13 protein-coding genes and 3 pseudogenes are annotated in these 20,448 nt (G+C 36.3%); 4 read left to right on the forward strand and 12 right to left on the reverse strand.

Annotated features, from left to right (window positions below):
- Positions 1-207: 207 nt before the first annotated feature.
- From dapA to spoVFB, 4 genes and pseudogenes are all read right to left on the reverse strand, one after another.
- On the reverse strand, positions 208-1,086 hold the full coding sequence (gene dapA / locus COL05_RS23315; protein WP_098670313.1) for a 4-hydroxy-tetrahydrodipicolinate synthase: 879 nt from the start codon (positions 1,084-1,086) through the stop codon (positions 208-210).
- An 11-nt stretch (positions 1,087-1,097) separates the two neighbouring features.
- Complete coding sequence (gene dapG, locus COL05_RS23320) at positions 1,098-2,330, reverse strand: aspartate kinase (protein ID WP_098670314.1); 1,233 nt, start codon at positions 2,328-2,330, stop codon at positions 1,098-1,100.
- 23 nt (positions 2,331-2,353) lie between these two features.
- Positions 2,354-3,400, reverse strand: a complete 1,047-nt coding sequence (asd, locus tag COL05_RS23325) for an aspartate-semialdehyde dehydrogenase (RefSeq protein ID WP_000414848.1) — start codon at positions 3,398-3,400, stop codon at positions 2,354-2,356.
- Positions 3,401-3,550: 150 nt separating this feature from the next.
- Positions 3,551-3,739: pseudogene (gene spoVFB, locus COL05_RS23330) on the reverse strand (dipicolinate synthase subunit B); the annotation flags it as partial.
- A 714-nt stretch (positions 3,740-4,453) separates the two neighbouring features.
- Between spoVFB and COL05_RS32370 the strand changes: the two are divergent.
- The 4 genes and pseudogenes from COL05_RS32370 to COL05_RS23350 form a co-directional block, all read left to right on the forward strand.
- Positions 4,454-4,576, forward strand: a pseudogene (locus COL05_RS32370) (excalibur calcium-binding domain-containing protein); the annotation flags it as partial.
- Positions 4,577-5,181: 605 nt separating this feature from the next.
- Positions 5,182-6,099, forward strand: coding sequence for a WXG100 family type VII secretion target (locus tag COL05_RS23340; RefSeq protein WP_098670334.1), 918 nt, complete (start codon positions 5,182-5,184; stop codon positions 6,097-6,099).
- A gap of 22 nt (positions 6,100-6,121) precedes the next feature.
- Positions 6,122-6,622: a YxiF family protein gene (locus COL05_RS23345; RefSeq protein ID WP_098200689.1), complete on the forward strand. Its 501-nt coding sequence runs from the start codon at positions 6,122-6,124 to the stop codon at positions 6,620-6,622.
- A gap of 265 nt (positions 6,623-6,887) precedes the next feature.
- Positions 6,888-7,277 carry a hypothetical protein gene (locus tag COL05_RS23350; RefSeq protein WP_098670316.1) on the forward strand — a complete coding sequence of 130 codons (390 nt, stop codon included), beginning with the start codon at positions 6,888-6,890 and terminating at the stop codon, positions 7,275-7,277.
- A 125-nt stretch (positions 7,278-7,402) separates the two neighbouring features.
- Here COL05_RS23350 and COL05_RS23355 read toward each other — a convergent pair whose 3' ends face one another.
- The 8 genes and pseudogenes from COL05_RS23355 to COL05_RS23390 all read right to left on the reverse strand — a co-directional run.
- Positions 7,403-8,212, reverse strand: a complete 810-nt coding sequence (locus COL05_RS23355) for a GH25 family lysozyme (RefSeq protein ID WP_098670317.1) — start codon at positions 8,210-8,212, stop codon at positions 7,403-7,405.
- Positions 8,212-8,424, reverse strand: coding sequence for a hypothetical protein (locus tag COL05_RS23360; RefSeq protein WP_098670318.1), 213 nt, complete (start codon positions 8,422-8,424; stop codon positions 8,212-8,214). The genes COL05_RS23355 and COL05_RS23360 overlap by 1 nt, the downstream gene beginning before the upstream one ends.
- A gap of 2 nt (positions 8,425-8,426) precedes the next feature.
- Complete coding sequence (locus tag COL05_RS23365; protein WP_098670319.1) at positions 8,427-8,708, reverse strand: hypothetical protein; 282 nt, start codon at positions 8,706-8,708, stop codon at positions 8,427-8,429.
- Between the two features lie 92 nt (positions 8,709-8,800).
- Positions 8,801-9,178 (reverse strand): hypothetical protein, encoded by a 378-nt coding sequence (locus COL05_RS23370; protein ID WP_098670320.1) that lies wholly within the window; start codon positions 9,176-9,178, stop codon positions 8,801-8,803.
- A gap of 16 nt (positions 9,179-9,194) precedes the next feature.
- Positions 9,195-13,637 (reverse strand): phage tail spike protein, encoded by a 4,443-nt coding sequence (locus tag COL05_RS23375; RefSeq protein ID WP_098670321.1) that lies wholly within the window; start codon positions 13,635-13,637, stop codon positions 9,195-9,197.
- Complete coding sequence (locus tag COL05_RS23380; protein WP_098670322.1) at positions 13,634-15,121, reverse strand: distal tail protein Dit; 1,488 nt, start codon at positions 15,119-15,121, stop codon at positions 13,634-13,636. Before COL05_RS23380 ends, COL05_RS23375 begins: the two co-directional genes overlap by 4 nt.
- Positions 15,122-15,159: 38 nt before the next feature.
- The gene (locus COL05_RS23385) at positions 15,160-18,963 is read right to left on the reverse strand and encodes a phage tail tape measure protein (protein WP_373605328.1); all 3,804 of its coding nucleotides are present in this window, start codon (positions 18,961-18,963) and stop codon (positions 15,160-15,162) included.
- Between the two features lie 335 nt (positions 18,964-19,298).
- Positions 19,299-20,435 (reverse strand): annotated as a pseudogene (locus COL05_RS23390) (phage tail tape measure protein); the annotation flags it as partial.
- Between the last annotated feature and the right edge of the window lie 13 nt (positions 20,436-20,448).

Below are 20,448 nucleotides of genomic sequence, written 5' to 3' on the forward strand. Positions count from 1 at the left end.
AGAAGCGGTGGTTTATTACGTTTGTACAAATGTTTATTCTATAACCACTTTCGTTTTTGCTTCATTTCAAGAGGACGATTATTTTCTTATACATGTTGCAATTCATAATGAAGAAACAGTTAATGATCTAAATAAGAACACATATAGGTGAGAAAAGATTTTCATCCTATAAAAAAATGACCTAGTTCTACACTAGGTCATTTTTTATTAACGAGGGATAGATTGCATAACAGATTGTAACGTTACTCTTTCTTCTTCTGTTAATGGAAGAAGTGGTAAACGTACAGAACCTACATCTAATCCAACCATTTGTAATGCCGTCTTTACTGGTGTTGGGCTTGGCGCCATAAATAATGAATCCGTTACTCTTACAAGTAATTGATGTAATTTTTGCGCCTTCTTAAATTCACCTGCTTGGAATGCTGCAATCATTTCTTGCATTTCATTTCCGATAACATGAGATGCTACAGAAACGATACCTTTCGCTCCAACTGCCATAGCTGGTAACGTTAAACCGTCATCACCGCTGTATACTGCAAAGTCGTCCGCTGTTTTTTCAATGATTTCTGTCATTGTTAACACATCGCCGCCTGCATCTTTAATCGCAACAATGTTTTCTATTTCTGATAAACGAACAACTGTATCAACAGAGATTTGTACAATAGATCGTCCTGGAACGTTATATAGCATAACCGGAAGTGGCGTGCTTTCAGCAATTGCTTTAAAGTGCTGATACATTCCTTCTTGACTCGGTTTGTTATAATACGGTGCTACTAGCATTACTGCATCAACACCAGCTTCTGTCGCCTTTTTAGTTAAGTCAATAGAAGCATGCGTATTATTGCTACCTGTTCCAGCGATTACGGGCACCCCTTTATCGACAACAGATACGACATGGCGATATAACGCTACTTTTTCTTCTGAAGTTAATGTAGGAGATTCTCCTGTCGTTCCTCCTACCACGATTGCTGTTGTACCGTTATCTATTAAATAATTTACCAATTTCGTTGTCTTTGCAAAATCGATATTTCCGTTTTTATCAAACGGAGTTACCATCGCGGTTGCAATTGTCCCAAAATCTATCATGGTCTCACTCCTTATTGTTCCAGTTGCTTTTCTTTTGAAAGCTCAAACGCACTATGTAATGCATTTACAGCCTCCACTAAATCCGTTTCTTTTACAAGAACCCAAATTGTCGTATGACTATCTGCTGATTGCAGAATTTGAATACCTTTTTCAGCTAAAGCTGTAACGATTTTCGCAGTAACCCCTGGGTATCCTGCCATTCCAGCTCCTACAATAGATACTTTTGCACAATGTTCTGTCACAATTGGCTCGTATCCAAGGTTTTGTAATAATTCAACTGCACGATTTGCAACATTATCACTTACCGTATAAGCTACCCCAGTAGGTGAAATGTTAATTAAATCGACACTGATTCCTTCATTCGCCATTTCTTTAAACACATGCTGCTGCAAATCATATGCTGTTTCTTTTGCAAGCACTTTAATTTGCGTCACATTTGATACATGTGCGATACCTGTAACAGGACGTTCTTCTACATCACGACCTTTTGTCGCACCGTCAGATGCTGAAATAAGCGTACCTTCACTATCAGAATACGTAGAACGTACACGAAGTGGCACTTTCGCATGCATCGCAATTTCAACTGCACGTGGATGAACCACTTTTGCACCTTGGTAAGCCATGTTACAAATTTCGTTATACGTTACAGTTTGAAGATGACGTGCATCTTTTACAATGCGAGGATCCGCAGTCATAACACCTTCTACATCTGTGAAGATATCAATAAATTCAGCATGAAGCGCAACACCTAACGCTGAAGCTGAAGTATCGCTACCCCCGCGTCCAAGTGTTGTCGTATCACCTTTTTTCGTTTGCCCTTGGAATCCTGTAACAACGATTACATCTACATTTTCTAGCTCTTCATGTATACGATCGCAATTCATTTCAATAATCTTAGCATTTGTAAAATCATCATTTGTTACAAAACCAGCTTGTGCACCATTTAATGCCGCTGCTTTTATACCGTTCTCATTTAACATGTTAGAGAAAACGATTGCTGAGATTAATTCTCCGCATGATAATAACAAATCTTGCTCACGATTAGAAATGTGAGATTCCTCTTGATTTACAAGGCTCAACAAAGTATCCGTTGCATATGGTTCACCTTTACGACCCATAGCAGATACGACAGTAACTACTTTATAACCCACATCTAGCGATTTTTTTATATGATGAAGCGCATGCTTACGTCCATTTTCATCACGTACAGATGTGCCACCAAATTTTTGAACAATAATTTTCATATTTTGCACCTTCTCTTAGCCGTTTACACTAATTGTAATTTTACTAAGCGCTCTGCAATTTGAACAGAATTCCATGCAGCGCCTTTTAATAAGTTATCAGATACGACCCAAAGATGGAATCCTTTATCGTTATTTAAATCTTTACGGATTCTTCCAACAAATACTTCGTTTTTACCTACTGCAGTAGCTGGCATTGGATATAATTGCTCTTCTGGGTTATCTTGCAGAACGATACCTTCCGCATTTGCAAGTAAGTTCTTTAATTCTTCTACTGTTACGCCTTCTTTTTCTACTTCGATGTAAACAGACTCAGAGTGACCTGATACAACTGGTAAACGTACACATGTTGCTGCTACTTCTAATTCAGGCATATGCATAATTTTTTTCGTTTCATTAATCATTTTCATTTCTTCAAATGTAAATCCATTATCTTGGAACTTATCAATCTGTGGAATCGCGTTGAAAGCGATTGGGAAATGTTTCTTATCACCTGATACAGGTAAAACATTCGCCTTCACTTCTTCACCATTTAAGATTGCTTGTGATTGTTCATGAAGTTCTTCAATCGCTGCCGCACCAGCACCTGATACAGCTTGATATGTGGAAACGATTACTCGTTTTAAACCATATTGCTGACGAACTGGCTCAAGAGCTACTACCATTTGAATTGTAGAACAGTTTGGATTTGCGATAATACCATTATGTTCTTTTAAGTCATTTTCATTTACTTCAGGTACAACAAGTGGCACGTTTTCTGTCATACGGAATGCACTTGTATTATCAACAACAATCGCACCGCGCTTTGCTGCTTCTGGCGCTAATTGTTTTGATACAGATCCACCAGCACTAAATAGTGCGATATCTACTCCTTCAAAACTTTCAGGAGTTGCCTCTTGAACTGTAAATTCTTCGCCTTTAAATACAAGTTTCTTACCTGCAGATCGTTTAGATGAAAGTAACGTTAATTTCCCGATTGGAAATTCTCGTTTCTCTAAAGTATTTAACATTTGTTCACCAACTGCGCCGGTTGCTCCAACTACAGCGACATGAAAAGTTTTTTGCTTTTCCATCACTATGCCCCTTTCTAGATACCAATCCTTCTATAACTTAGAATCAGAAGGAGTATACAATACCCCTTCTAATCTTAATAACGTTAATTTTATCATATTCTACAGTAAGAATGATGGTTTCATCAAAAATTGTCCGTTTTTTTTCGTTTCTTAATTCATATATCTGAATTTTTCTACGACAACCGGTTGCAATTGCTTCCCTTGCAGCGCTTCTAACACTGTATCTTCCAGTAGCTCCATGCGAGCTACCATTGAGTTCGGTTTTTTCTCTGGTGCATCTTGACCGAATGGAACGAAGTAGATGTTTTTTGTTGCCATTAGGCGCATGAGGTTGACTCCAACAGGGTGATAACAAAAGAAGGAATTTTTTATTTCTTCTATTATATATAAATCATGCTTAGTTAAATTGTTATAACTTCATAATATGGAAGCAAAAATTCCAAAGTATATATTTTATTATTTCATAAACAACCCTAACATCTCTAAAGTTTGATATAATAATATCGTTATTATTTCATCTAGGAGGTTTTTTATTTGTTTAGTGCATTAACATTTTTATTTTTACTATTATCAGTGCTAGCAATAATTGCATTGATTATAGGTCTAATTAAACCAGGGAAAGTAATTCGTTTTGGCAACAAAAAAACAAGAGGTCTAGTTATATTAATTTTCTTACCGATATTATTCATTTCGTTTATTTTAACAGGTGTATTTGCTAATAAGTCAATAAATCCAGAAGAAAGAGCTGCAATTGATAAAAAAAGAACTGAAGAAAAAGTATTAAAAGAAAAACAAGAGCAAGAGAAGAGTGAAAAGGAAAAAGAAGAGCAGGAAATAAAAGCTAAAGAAGAGAAAAAGGCTGCTGAAGAAAAACGTAAACAAGAAGAAGCTCAAAAACAAGAGGAACAACGTAAACAAGAAGAAGCTCAAAAACAAGAGGAACAACGCAAACTTGAGGAAGCTCAAAAACAAGAGGAACAACGTAAACTTGAGGAAGCTCAAAAACAACAGGAATCTACTAGTAAATCTACCATTAATAACAGCGATGCTAGTGAAAGTTTCTCAAATTGTACAGAATTACGAAAAAAATACCCGAATGGAGTACCATCTTCTCATCCGGCATACAGCGCTAAGTTAGATCGTGATAAAGACGGATTTGCTTGCGAAAAAAAATAATCTAATACAATTGCATCGTTACAACAGATAGAGCAATTCAGGCAAGCTGAAGCTGATTCCGGAAACACATTGATCCTAAAAGGAACAGGTACTAAATTCTACAGAAAAAATATAACTAGTACATAAAAAGTAGGTGTTTAAAATAAAAAGAAATTCTACCTCTATGAAAGTCACTCGTTCAATATTTAACGCATTTCGTTTGTTGAGTAGAATAATAAATCCAATATTAAAAGCATTATCCAAAAGTAAATTTTAAATCTCATAAATATTAAAATCCCCTTCTGCATATAGGTGCAAAAGGGGATTTTTTCAAATTATTCTATTCGTTCTACAGACAGTACTCATAGATAAATAAGAAACGGTGTATATTTACACTAACATTTATAAAGATGAAAATCAATATATAATTATCTACATATAGAACCAGATAATAATTTTGTTCATAAAACTATTCTTTTGTAAGAAAATATTTAACATATATAGACTTCATTTACAATTAAGCAGATTCTATTTCACGCGAATATTATTATATTAATCTAAAGTTTCCGTATTTACATTTTTTTCTTTTTATCTCATAATTTTAATTGGGGAAAGGGAGGAAAAAAATGGTCCAAATCAAAGTAACACCTGAAATGCTAGAAGAAGTTGCTAATCGTGCAAATAATACCAGAATCGCATTAGAATCTATACATAATAATTTATGTAATGAAATTGATCAATTGTGTTTTCAATGGATTGGTGCCTCTAATCAACAATTCGTTCAAATGTTCAATGATGCGAGACCAAAAGCTTTTACATCTATCAATTCAATTATACAAGTGGAAGAAGATTTAAAACGAATTGCTGAAAAATTCCGTAACACAGATAATCAAGATGTTACAATGGAAGAAGGGGCAATGTGTGGTAAGCCTTCTTCTGAAGAAAAAGGCTTTGATAGCGGTAAACTAGCTCGAGATATTACTGGTGAATTAACTGGTGAGTATGATATTCGACGTGCTTGGGATGGTGTCGATCCATCTACTGGCGAAAAACTTTCAACCTGGGATAGAATTTTTGCAGGCGGAATGGCAGTAGCTGGAATCACACCTCTTGGAAAACTCGCTAAAGTTGGAAAAGGTGTAAAAATGACTGCGGATGCAGCTCAAGCTACTAAAGCTGCTAAAACTGCTAGAGCTACTGAAAATTATAAAGCTCATCTTGAGAGACAAGACAAATTATTAACTAGTAATGGCGCATATCGTAAAGCTAGACGTAACGCCGGAATCCCAAACTCTACTCCACGCCAAAAACCTACTCAAATCTTTGATGGAACTAGCGAACATAGGTGGGTAGAAGAATATTCTAATATTAAGAATGAAAAAGTATATATAATTGAGCATAGAGAAGATAAAATGGGAAGGGGTTCCCATTTCCATACTGCAGACGATGAAAAAGGAAGCCCCCTGGAAAAAGGAAGATATAATCAACACCCTGGACATTACCCGGAAGATTTTGAAGGATACAAGAAAAAAGGAAAAAAATAAGAAACTAAAGGTGTGAAAAGCTTTGAGTAATATGAATAAAAGCCGAATCGAAATTCTAAAAATGAAGGCAAAAAGAAACGCTAGTAGAAAAGAACTGATAGATGAACTTTCTAATATTGTTACGATTTCTATGGACTCATTTATGGATGCAGAATCTAATGATTTATTTTGTAAAGAATTATTTAATACGCTAGAACAAAATTCAAACATAAAAAAATTTGGTAGCACTGATTATGAAGAAAACGGAAGACTATCAATAGCGCTGTTAAAAGAAACAGCTAAAACCATTAAATTTCCAGTTAACCAAGGGAGACTCTTTTTCTCTAAGGGTGGTAAAATTGAAGCAGTTAAGCTAAACATTGCTGAAGTATTTGATAATTTAGAAGAGTTATCAACCATATCAAGATTTCTAACTGGGTATGCGGATTTTGTATTAGTTGGTGATGATTTAGAATTCGGCGTATGTATCGAAAGAACGGAATATCATTATGAATTCAGTATGTGGGGAATAACGAAAATCTAAATTATGAAAATAATCCACCTTCAGATGATGTAAATCCAATCCTATTGGATGAAAACAATTGGCTTGTATCTAAAAATAATCAATTAGAAGGAATTAGGGTACCTGCTGCTACTTTGATTCAGATGATATAGAATGGCGTTGAAGATAGATAAAAAGGTTCTCTTAACTGAGAGCCTTTTTTCACTTTACCTCACATACACATAGGCTTTATTTGCTGTTACATAGTTAGAGTACCCTATAAAAAATAATACAGGAGTAATAAACAATGAATGTAAAAATAGTAGATATATCAGAAAAGTTATTAGATGGATATAAAGTATTAGTTCAAGTTGATAGCAGTCAATTTATCGCTGAGTGGGATGGCGATAAACCAGAAAAAAATGAAAACTATAATGTCGAAATAGATATAGATGATGAATTTATATGGAATACAAATATAGCCTTTTCAGATGAAAATGCAAATGCAATAATTCAGAATGAGGAAGGCTTTAAAGTCATCGCTAAGCTAGATTATAACAGTGAGGATAACTTAGCAACACTAAATGTCTATGATAGTATAGTACTAATTGATATAGAAGGAATCGAGCAAGATATAGCAAATGAATGGGTAGAAATGCAATGCACTTCAATTAAATTATTTAATACCAATTTATAATAGAAACCAAATACAATAACTATGTCATAGTCGTTATAATGTAGTAAGATATAGCAAAAGTAAACGTGTATAAAAAAGCCGTTCAATTAGGGCGACTTTTTTATACACCAAACTATTCTTTTGTTTTATTTTTTAATGTACTCGTACCACCAGTTTCTTTCATCCATCCAAGCTGTAATCTTATCAAGCTCGCCATTAGGTAGTATTTCAGTTTGTAAGTACGCTAAACCAGTTAATGGATCAGAGACGACCTTCCCTTTTGTTCCACGCTCATTCATAGCATTTACGACTTCCTGAACCAATGAAATACCAAAACCACCAGATTTAACATATTGATAGCCACCATTGGCAATAGCTTGTTCTGGTTGTTTCTCTCCTGTAAACCAAGATAATGATTTACTACCAATTAATTTGTTCAAATCACACTTTCCGATACCTGGTACATTTCCTGTCTCGGTGTATTGCCAAATATCGCATGGATAAGCTGGCTTGTTACCGCCATAACGAGGAATCCAAACAAAGTCAGATTTTACATTTGCCATACCAAACGGAGCATACATATGATGACCAACGTATAAACCAACTTTCTGAGCACCTAATCGGCGTAATTCATCAATAAATGCTTGTGTGCCCGCTCTCATATCATTCATTGTTTTTACTTCCACATCCGCAACCCATACTGTCGCGCTCTTGTCTCCACGATTCCAAAAGTCACGAGCTTCTATTCGTGCATCATTTTCAGAAACGAAGCGACAGAATGCATAGTTACCAAAAGGAATACCATGTTGCTTCATGGCTTGTACATATCCTTTATACAATGGATCTACATAATTTGAACCATCTTGTACACGAGCGATGATGAAATCAATATATTGCTTTGCTACATCCCAATTAATGTTTCCATTCCATTTTGAAATATCTATAATGTGTCCCATTACTTATCCTCTCCTTCGTTATGATTATCAGCAAACCATTTACCAGCTGACGGGTTAGAAATAACACCCGCAGCAGCTAAAATGAATAAGATTATATCTACATATTCCTGATATCTTCCTAAATTAAAATGAGGGATAGTATCCATTAATACCATCCCTAACAAAGCAAATAGAGCAACCCATAACCCTCGATTTTTAAGTTTTTCTTTCATGTTTAATTAGCCTCCTTTTCTAAATTATCAAGACGTTTATGCGCTTGTTTAGAACTTTCTTCTACTCGTGTTACACGCTCTCCAAGAGCGATCATTTGTTTCTCACTAGCTTTTAAATCGATACGGATATCATCAACACCTTTACGGATATATCCTAATTCCGCTTTCATTTCCGCACTTTGTTGACCATCAGATTTGATGGACTTTGTTTTGTTTAAAGAATACGCCAAGTAACTAATCGCAAGGGATAACACCGCAATTAGCACACCAATTTCAATCGTCATTGGTTCAACTCCTTTTCTAAAAATAAAAAAGCCTGCTTCTGCACGCTTTGGTTTGTTGTAAAAGCCGTATTTTGTTCAAAACAAAAAACAACTTATAGCTGCTCCTTCTCTATTTGTATTGTATTTTCATTAGTTGGTGGTTTTTGTGATGGATAATTCCCCGTAAGCGATGTATAACATTCTATACAAATGTGCTTTTTCGCAAATCCCATATCTAGTTCATATACACGTGCACCACGTTTACATATTTCGCATTTTGTTGCAATTCTCAGGCAAACAGTTCCATCCCATTCCCTCCATACTTCAACCGTATTCATGCCATTTGCAAGTCCCGCGTTATCCAATATATTGATTGGAATATTTACGAAGACTCCATTATCTGATCTTTCTAAGTCTACTAGATAGCCCATAAACTGCGTTACATCCCCAGGTTGAGGAGGTGCAACAGGTGAATTTTGATTCTGATTCATGTACTATTACTCCTTTCTATCCGAGAGCATTGAAATGCCATCCATTAGAGTTGCAGACATAGAACCCTAACCCTCGATTTCCTTCTACAAAACGAATATGCCCCCATTGTTGGAATCCACCGCCACCTAAATTAATTCCTTGCATTGCTCTTATATTAGAATAAACCTTTACATCCTTTTCTGTACTTATATCAAATGTTTGGCCGTCTGCTGATGGAGCTATATTATTATTTACACCACCTATAGCAAGTGCGTTAAACGGCTGAATGCCATCTGCTCTTTCTGCTGCAGCACGATCCCAATTATACATAGATGCATATTTGCCACTGTATAGCGTTACACCACTTACACAAATTGCTGTCCCTTTACTTATATCAGCACTTCCAGAATAAACTTTAATAATCAATGCGTGTTCTTGCGGTATATAGTTTGTTGGTACTTTGAAAGTGAATGAATATCTCCTAATTTCACCATAGAAAGTACTTGGTTCGGGGAAGTCCATTTTCTGTTCATTCCATATATCATAGGAAACATTATCTCTAAACTTCACACAGCATACATGTAAACGTGGTTTCCCTGTTTTACGTACACCATTTATCATAGATGTTCTAAAGTGAGCAGAAACTGTATATTCGTTACCAGGATGAATTCCATTGTTTACAATAGCTTCTGGATAGTTATACATATCTACCCTTGCAGCATTCACCATTTGCTCGTAATCAAATATAGATGTATTCTTTTCTATTACGACATTACCCCACGACTTCCAAGTAAGACCATATCCACCTTCAAACCCATAATAATCGGGATGATTAATGTTTTTCTTTTTAACACTAGAAAAGTCTGGATCTGCTATTAAGTTTCGTCTTGATACTGCGGTTGTTTTCGTTCCCCATTCATCTTGGAATAGGAAATCTAGCATTTTAACAGTTACACCGTTTTTATCGATGGTTATTTTATCACCATTAATTCTAATAAGATTCGTATCAATACCTTTTGCAGTTAGCCACTTCACCATTGTATCGGCATTAATATTCAGCTTATCGGCATCAATTGTAATCTTACCAGGTGACATATTGATAGAAGTAATGATACCATCCTTTAAAATCTGCGCTAGAATCCCTTCATCTAAAACTTCTAACCTAGATTCTGTTTTCGTTACATAAGCTTTATAAGTCTCATTTATAAACGTTTCTTGTTTTCCAGAGATAATTGAAACGCCATCTTTATTTGCACTGATACTTCTTTCTAATTCTGTTACTTTTTTAGTATAATCTTCAGTTGCTATCTTGTCGGCCAATTCTTCCATGATTTTATCTTTATCCACAATATCAACAGGATTCTCCATAAATGAAGAAGGTTTATCGCCTGATTGAAACAGCGGTTGAGCCCCCCATAAACGACCGTTTCGTCTAAGCCAATGTTTTGCTTGTATTGATTTTGTACCCGCCACAACTTGTCCTGTTACAAACGAACGAGCCCATACACCTTGCACCAAAGTTATTTCTTGTTGATAGGTTTTCAATCTATTTCCGTTTCCATCCAGACAAATAACTTCGATCATTGCTCCTTTATCAACGCTAGCTTTGTTATCTGTATAAAAATAGGCAGAATAAACGAAGTCCCAGTTATCTCCGTTATTTATGATTGTTTGAGTTGCACCTTTATACGAATCAACTGTAAGACCAGAAGCAATCGTTCTAAATGAAACAGCACCTTTATAAAGAACTGAAACGTCTCTGATTGTTTCTGTTGGTACATACCAGTGTTTTATATTTTCTTTTAATACAGAGTTAAGAATTAAGTTTATATAATTAAGACCACCTACATATTCCTCCACATCTTTCATTTCCAGCTGAAATTTCAACGCTTCAGAATGTTGTTCTATTGTTGAAGTAGCTTCGCTCAGCTGCTTTCCTTGTTGCGTTTGTGTTTCCTGTAATTTTTTCACACTTGCAGTTGTTCCTTCAGCATTCTTTTCTACAGTGTTAACACGTTCATCAAAAAAGGTTTGTGTTTTTTCTACCGTTTTAATGCTTTCTTTAATACCATCCACACTTTTTTCAATCTCGGTTGTTTTAGATTGAAAAGTACCTTGTGTTACTCCATCCTCAGGAGCAAGATTCCAAGATTCAAGTAAGTCTCCGAATGTAACCATTATTCCTGTAAACGTTGCATCTACAGTTGTTGTATTGGCAGTCGCTATATTTACACGTACCTCTTTCAAAGTACCTGTATATTTAGTCGTATCAAATTTAACTGAAATTCGTTTCCAACCATTTGTTACCTCTTTTTGTGGAAAAATAGAATAATAGTTTTGCTCTTTTCCATTTTGGTCATAAGTAAACCGCATGTACAAACGCGGATACTCAGATGTAGAGGTTACTGTTTTTACATCCACATAGCAGGAAGCAACCCCTTTTTTATTTATAAAAGGCTCTGTCTGTAAAATCTGAGTGACAAAAGCGCCATTACTTGTTAACTGCAAACCTTTCTTGATTTCTGGAACACCTGGTACTGTAACATCGACAATTTTAGTAGTAACCGCATTTGTGATTCCGTTCCATCCGTTTTTATCATTCGAAAAATCCGAGTTAATTGCATAGTTTCGGACTTTAACTTCTCTTGTCTCTAAACTTGTAAGTTTTTCGGTGATTTTTCCAGCCTTCTCTTCTATTTCAGTTGTTGTTTTCTTAAGCTCACTTGTTGTTTGCTGCACCTCAGAGATTTTCTTTATTGTACCTTCGGAAGTCTCTACTACTGTATTTAATTTCTCAGTGATCTCACCATCTTTTTTTGTTAATGCTTCAATAGATTTATTGAAACCTTCGTTAGTTTGCTGCAAGCTAGTAACTTTTTTATCTATTTCACCTTGAGAGTTTTGTACATTTTTAATAGTTAGAGAAACTTCCTGAAGATTTTCTGTTACTTCCTTGAATTGTCCATTTGTCTCTTTTTGAGCTTCTTCTACTTTTTTATCTAATTCTTCTTTTGTAGATTGAATATCCTTATTAACCTGCTCCAGTGTTTCTTTTTTTATTGATTCCACATCAGGAATAAGAAGCTCCCAACCTTCTCCGTTCCATACTTTTAAAATACCAGGTTTACCGTTACTAATATCTCGCCATAATGTCTTACCTACTATAAGGTTATCGGTTGGTGGATTTTTAGATTCAATAATATTTACCGTATTATTTTTTAAATTTTCCTGGACTTTTTCAGCTAACTCTTTAACTGCTTTAGACTCTTCTCGGATGGTCTCAATCGTTTTTTCATTCTCTTCCACCAATTTTTCTAGTTGTTCTAACAGTTCCTTATTAGCCTTATTTCCTAAAGAACCAAGAATTTTATTGTATAACTTCCTTAATTCTTCATTCGAATCAACAATTTCACGATAATCACCAAATACGTATTTATCCTGTTTAGGGTCAGTAAAGGATTCATCACCGGCGATAGTCCGTGCTTCAAGGTATAGCTTAGGTGTAAAATCCGTATCTTTAATTCGAATTGTGTCGCCCTCATTAATCAATTCATGCGCCAATCCAAATACACGCCCTATAGATTCAGCTTCTACTTCATAAGAAACAGATGTATTTACACGCTTTTTAAACTCTGTTTTCATCAAAGTCATAAGTCGCTCAGGAGACATATTCTGGTCTTCTGTTTCCGGTGTGTAGAATCCGAATTTATGTTTCCCACTTTCATTCCAACGCTGGAATGCATCACTATCTGTAATATAAGGAAGGCCGTTATTAATTTTCTCTATCGTAATAATGTTATCGCCTTCTCCTTTAACAAAACCTACTAGAGCTGTACAAACGTCTCGTGAATGTTCGATTCGTCTCACACCAACTAAGTCCTTGCCTAAAACTACTTCCTTACCGTTTTCCCTACCACGTTTCTTTATCATATCAACGTACCAACCAGTAATCCTAGAACTAACTACCTCTACACGATATTGAATTTCCAAATTAAATAATGCGGAAATTTTCTTCAAAAATGTAAGCGGATCTATAATTTCGTCAATTGTCATCGTGTGGAATCCAGCGTACTCTGTTATTCCGCGCTCCCATTTCATCCCTACGAGAGCCATATCGATAAACTCATTAACGGTTTTACCTTCTATACGTTGCGGCATAATATAACCGTCTTTCGCTATTTGTACCCACGCACCAGATGCATGAACTGTAATCGACCGATCGTTAGAGTCTTTTTCCACTTCATTGTTGATCACGTATGGAACCATTCGACCATCACGGACCTCTTTTACAATTAAATTCTGTTGTTGCAAAGCAATGGCGTGAGGCGTTCCGTCAAATACTTTAAATTCTAATGTGTCTATATTATTTTTAAGTTCCCAATGACGAATATCATCCCAATAGTCTTTCGGTTGAATAGCTGATATGATTTGATCTGTTTTAAAATCTACGACATGCAAAATTCCGCTTGGTGTTCTCATCTATATCTCTCCCTATAACTAACTGTTGCATTTACATCTGGTGGTACGATATCGATACGATTCTCACCTCGTATTACTGTCGGAAAATTACTAAAAAAATCTTTTAAGTTAATCGCGTCTATTCCATTGATCGTAACTAAGCTTCTTTCTGTATCGATAACAATTTTATCTCCGGCTTCGAAAATATAAGGTTTCGTATTAGATGGTACTTTATTAACTTTCCATATCTTTAAATCATCTATTTGCATTGTATAAACGGGCGTATTTCTGTCCCATCGACAAATAGCAATCATAACTTGTGCAACTTTACGGCCTGTCATTGGGTTTCCTACTTCATCAATCCAACGTTCAACTAGTGATGCATCATCAATTTCTGTTCCATCTCGAAATCTCGCAACATAAACCGACCATTCATTTCCTCTTCGTGCAATACGTAACCTTCCATAAAAATTATTAAATGTATTTGGATGCGCACCACTTGTCTCGACTAATAGGCGTCTACTTCCTGGAACTGCATTATCACCAATTGTTGCATGCGCTTTAGTAATTTCGGCATCCCAATATAAATCGCTCATATTAATCTGCGCTACCATATTGCTCGTTTCATCAAGCAAAATGATTTCCACACGTCCCATTTGATCTGCATTTTTAGATTGTAAATGCACCCAGGCTTCTAACTCAAAATCTTGCAGTGGACCACCAGGGATATTTTTTTTAGCAAGGCCACCATGAAACCCTGCTGTTCCTTCCGGCCCATAATATGGACAGTAAAGTGCTGTTCCATCTTTTACTTTAAGTTCACCTGTTCCTTTCATATCATCGAATTGTCCAGTAACAGGAGTCCATCCTATAGTTGTTGACATATCGTCCCACATTACACGTTCCCGCTCTTGTACTGGTGTTTCATTAATTGTTTGAGGATAACCAATGCGGAAATAATCCCGTTCATTTGGATATGGACCATACCATACATCTAAAAATGTGCTCGGTTCCAATGCTTCAATTTCAATTAAAGCAGGTGCATCTACGCTCCCTTTATTTACGAAATAAGAAGTAACCTCTGTAGTTGCTTCTCTTTTAAATGCATGAATCTGTACTTTTCCTAATTTATAAGGCATAGGACAAATGAATTTTAAAGTCCCTTGTCCAATATCTACAAATTTATCAATATCAAAATCTTCGTCTATAATTGCCATATATGTTCTATCTGGTGTTACATCAAAAATCAGTTCTGCTGGATTTTCAGTAATAAGCCACTCCGTTATTTCTTCTTTTAATGTTTCTAGATTTGTCCCATTTGGAACAATAATTCCCACAGGTACAGGAAGAGGACGAGGTTCAGTATCTGTACTTAATAGCCTTGCACCTGGATACCCAGGGGTCTTCAGAAAATTCCTCCTTAAAGGCGCCCATGTCGGTGGACTCCATCCTCTTTTGATGTGAATATAACTTTTTCGTTCCCCATTAAATACAAAAGAACTCATTGTTTGCCTCCTTTTACAAAAAGAAAAGAAACCCAAATCTAAAAGACTGAGTTTCTTGCTTGTGCCCTATTTTGATATTCAGTTACATACGGATGACTTACACGCGCTATTTCCCTACCTTCTAGTATGACGGGAATTTCAATATAAGTAGGTTCTGATTTTGTATATGGCTGTTTATCAGGATTATCATTGTCAGGTCTATATTGAATAACATTAGGATTGTCAGATAACACTTCTCTCCATCTAGAAAGGTTGCCAACATCATGAATTGAAAGTCCTTCAAATCGTTCCATTTGACGCCCGATTTCTCTCACCGCATCACGCATACTTTCAGGGATATGTGTAATCCAATCGTTTAGATAATCACCATCCACAAAGATAGCATTAAAATACTTTGTTAATGGATCATCACCTTGGAAACTAAATATTTCTTCTGGTTTTATAGAACGAATACTATCAATAGCTCCAGATACTGTATTTTGTAATGCATCCCGTACAACAGAATATTGCGTTTTAATCCCTTCTGCAATTCCGCTTGCCATTTGAACGCCTGTAAATAGCATTTTATTTGAACTGCTACCTAACGCTAATTCATTTACTAAAGCATTATTTGCCCTTGAACCAAGCGTACGACTCTCACGTTCAGCCATATAAGATCCTTTTTGAATCCCTAGAGCAAACCCTTCACTAAAAGGTTTACCTCCTTGATCCCTAGTTAACTTTGATGGAGAGTTCACATTTAATGTAGCTTTTAACGCTTCAAATGCCCCTCGTGCTAAACTAGACGCTACAGTTTGTACATTCCATTCACCATTAGAAATACCTTTAGCAAATCCACTCGCAAACGCTTCACCAGGACTAACCGAACTAACGCTTTTCAGACCAGAATTACCGCTTTCTGCTACATTAGAACCACTTGATCTCGCTTGCCCTTTTGTATTTTCCATACCTTGTGCAAACTGGCTACCACCTTTTTGACCTTGTGGAGTACCATTGACTGTATTAAAACCAGCATGAGCCGAAGCTACAGCTTCTAGAGCACTTCCTCTGATATATCCTTTTTGATTAACAATGCCACTTCCCACACCTTGTCCACCTTGATTACCTGCTGGGTTACCATTGATTGTGTTAAAACCGGTATGAGCACTAGCAACCACTTGCAAAGCGCTCCCCCTGATATAACCATCTTGACTTATAATACCTTGCCCTAGTTCGCTTCCACTCTTACTTCCACCACCACCATCTGTAGTACTTCCCATGATACCCTCTACGGCTTGTTTCTTTCCTGTTGCCGCATTTTCAGGAGCTGTATTACCAGCAATACCATTAGCCTGCGTTTGACTGATATCAAATCCAACTTGCGTTAAATCTAACTTCGCTCCATTTTCAACTAGTAAAGCAATTGCTTTCGCTGCTAATTCAGCGTTGATGGAACCGTTTTGCATACCTTGAACAAGTGTCTGTACATTAAATTGTCCAGCTTCACCAAGATCCACTTGAACATTACTTTTAATATCTAGCCCCATAGTCTGTGCGACTTGTGGTAAAGATAATGCCCTAATTTGCATTCCATTAATTAAAGTTTGAATGTTATTCTGACCTTCTTGAGTAGCATCAACATTCATTCCATTTTTAACGTTTTGTTGAAAGAATTGGAATACAGTATCAAAAGATAAAGTCCCTGTTTGAAGTCCTGTAATCCACGAGTCCATTGTCATTTTCCCGTAGATTCCTAAATCGATTGTGGTATTACCTTGCATATTTTTACTTAGGAATTCTCTTACTTCACCAGTATCTTTTGTTTTAATACCATCAATCCATTTTTGCATGGATTCAATACCACTTTGTGATAAATCCACTTTATAAACTTCTTTTAATTTATTAGCATTTGCGGTTGCTACAGCTGAAGAATCCAGTTCACCCTTTTGAAGCTTCTGTAAAAATGTATCAATTGTGAATTGTCCAGCTGGTCCCAAATCAATTTTCATTTTGCCATCAATTTCTTTTGCCATTGATTCGGCTAACAATCTAGATGACTCTGTACCCTTTTTTAATTCAGAAAGATACATTCCTATGCTTTCAATTTTAGATTTACCATATTGCAACTCATACTGAAGTAATTTATCTTGATAATCTTTTTCTGCCTTTTCTTGATCACTTCTAAATCTTTGCTCTATATCAGCTGCTTTTTCTCGAAATCCATATGCTGCTTTAAATCGTGCGCTCCACCCTTTATCCTCCGCTTCAATCCTTTTGGCTTGTGACGCTAAGACTTCAGCATCTTCTTCCTTCATATGTTGCTGCAACACTTTAAATCCATCATTTCTAATAGTCTGCAAGTCATTTACATGTTTTGATTCATAAAGTGCAATAGCATCTAATGTCGCTTTTCTTTCTTCCGGTTTAATTTCACCTAATTTAAACGCTTTTTCTACATTTTCGCGCCAACCTTTGGTTTGCTTTTCTAAAGATTTAACACCATCTTCATATACCTTTATGATGCTTTCAAACCGTTTTTTTCCAGCATCTAAAGAAAGCATACCGCCAGCTTCGATTTCTTTCGAAATAGACGTGATTTCCTTTGCTTTTGTGTAAAATTGTTGAACGTTTTTATCAGCAACCTGTAAGGCTTGTTCGAATTTTTGAGCGAAATCTTTCGGCATTTTCATGGTATCACCTTGATACCTTTTAATACCCTCTTCTAAAATCTTTTCCGCTTGTGTAGCAACTTCAATCTCTTTATTAATGGACTCAATGACATTATTTTTCACCTGTTCTAAGGTTTGTTTTGCGCTCTCAGGGACAGTCCCCATTAACTGACTAAACATTTTATTAAATTCGCTTTTCTTTCCTTCTAATTCTTTAATGACTTCATTAGTCATTCTTTGAAAAGCTTTAATGGTTTCGTCCGCTGCTTTATTCGCTTCTTCACCTGTTTTAAGTTTTAAATCCATCATGTTATTGATAGCTTTATCCTTTAAATCCACATAGGCACCAGCTGCTTTACTCGTTGCGTCACTTACTCTTTGACCAAACTTATCCATATCATTTTGTGCCTGTTTGGATTTTTCGTTCAGATCAACTATTGCTATACCTAGCGCCCCCACAGCAAGAACAGCTCCAGTAATAGCTAAAGCAATCGGGTTTGCTAATAAAGCACCTATCCCCATTGCTAAAAACCCTACAGCTGTTGTTACCCCTGCTATCCCAAAAGCCAATAAAGCACTTTTTGCAATCATTTGTTGTGTTGATTCGTCTAAATTATTAAACCAATCTACGACCCCCTGAACACCAGATACTACATCAACCAAAATAGGCAATAACGCATCACCAAATGACTTTTTAAGAGTATCTACAGCACCACTTAATTCTTCGATTTTTCCTTTTGTTGTATTCATCTTTGTCTCAGCAACTTCTAATGCTGTTACCTTAGACATTTCTGTATACATGTTTTTAACGCCATTTGCACCCTCTTTATAAAGAATATTTGCTGCACGAATAGCATCTGATCCAAACAATGTATACATATATGATTGTCTTTGCTCAGCCGTTAATCCTTGCATCGCCATTTGAAGAATTTCAGCAATATCGGACATTTCTTTCAAATTACCATTTGAATCGAAAAAGGCATTTGTCATAATACCAGTTTCAAAAGTCAACTTTTGGAACGCCTTCTCTGCTTTTTCAGATCCAACCTTCACACCGGCTTGTTTTGCAGCGTATTCAGATAAAGCACCAGTTACATCTTTAAATGAATTTGAAGTTGGTTTAATACCTTTTTCTCCAAGAAACTGCATTGCTTTTCCAGTATCAATTGTTATTAATCCCAAATCACTAAACATATCGTATGCTTCGTTAGATTTAGGAATTAAGTTTGCTAGCATGGTTTTTAATGAAGTACCTGCATCAGAACCTTTTACATTCGTTATATATGAGCTCTTTATCTCATATTCTCCAACTTTCATTGGAGTATCGGACTATATCATCATCCTCGCCTTTTACGTTAGGATGGAACGCGCTCGTGGAGGTTTCGACGGTTCTCGTTTACTCCCTCTAGTCTCTACACCTTCTGAATATTCCTATCCAGCTTGGCTCGGTATTAGCATAGCTTTCGCCTTAGCTTCCACCGAATTCACGTCCTTTACGCTGCGAATCTCTCCACAACGGGGCTATATGTTAACCCGTTCTGTGCAAATAAGGCTAATGCTGTTGTTGTATCTTTAAAACTAAGTCCCACACCAGCTGCAACCGCTGAAACCATTGATAACCCAAACTTCATTTCTCCAACACTAGTTGCTGAAGCATTTGCTGCACCAGCTAATAGATCGGCTGCTTGTGCTACCGATAAGTTATCATCCTTAAATGCATTTAGAGCTGTCGAAGCAATTTCTGCTGCATCTCCCAATTCTAATTCCCCTGCTGTCGCTAAGTTTAAAGCTCCTTCCAAACCGCCATTAATAATGTCAGTGAGGCTTACCCCTGCTTTAATTAGCTCTTCAATACCTTGCCCTGCTTCCACAGATGAATATTTTGTTTTTTCTCCCATCTGTACTGCAAGTTCGCTAATTTTCTTCATTTCATCGCCAGTTGCACCAGAAACTGCTTGAATATCAGCCATCTTCTGCTCGAAATTCATAGATTCCTTTACAGCCATCGCAAGTCCAGCACCAATAACTCCAGTCATGGCTGCAAAGGTAGTACCAACCTGTCCACCTACATCTTGCATTTTATTTCCTGTATCGTGCATCCGTTCCCCGGTACGGTGAAAACGATTTTGTTGCTCGGCTAATTCACGATTCGTTTCTCTTATTTCATTTTGAATCCGCTCTTGAGCTGTTTCAGCACGATTCATAGCAATCGTATTGTTATCGATTTGCGTATTTAATCGTTGAAGTGCTTGACCGTTAGATGTGTATTCAGCTTGAAGTTGTTTTAATTCTTGCTTTAATTGTTTGGCTTCTTGGGAATTACGTCCGAAATTTTGTACAGCCTGATCATACTGTGTTTCAAGACGTTCCATAGATGCCGCCAATGTTAAATTTGAAGCTTGTAATTGTTCTTGTTTTTGTCTTGCTTGTTCAATCTTTTGGCGGTAATGTTCTACCTTTTGTCCTTGTAATGTGAATTTTTCATTCAAATGAGTTAACTTATTTTGTAACTGTTCAACAGAATTACCAAGTAATCTAGCTCTTTCACTCGTTAAATTGAACTCTGAATCTAATAAACGTAAACCACGATTAATTCCTGCTACTCCATTTTCAAAACGTTGGGTATCCAACGTGACTCGTGCGCCAATTTCCATATCTCCAGCCATTTATCTCACCTAC

Source organism: Bacillus sp. AFS059628 (genome assembly GCF_002571225.1).
GTDB lineage: Bacteria > Bacillota > Bacilli > Bacillales > Bacillaceae_G > Bacillus_A.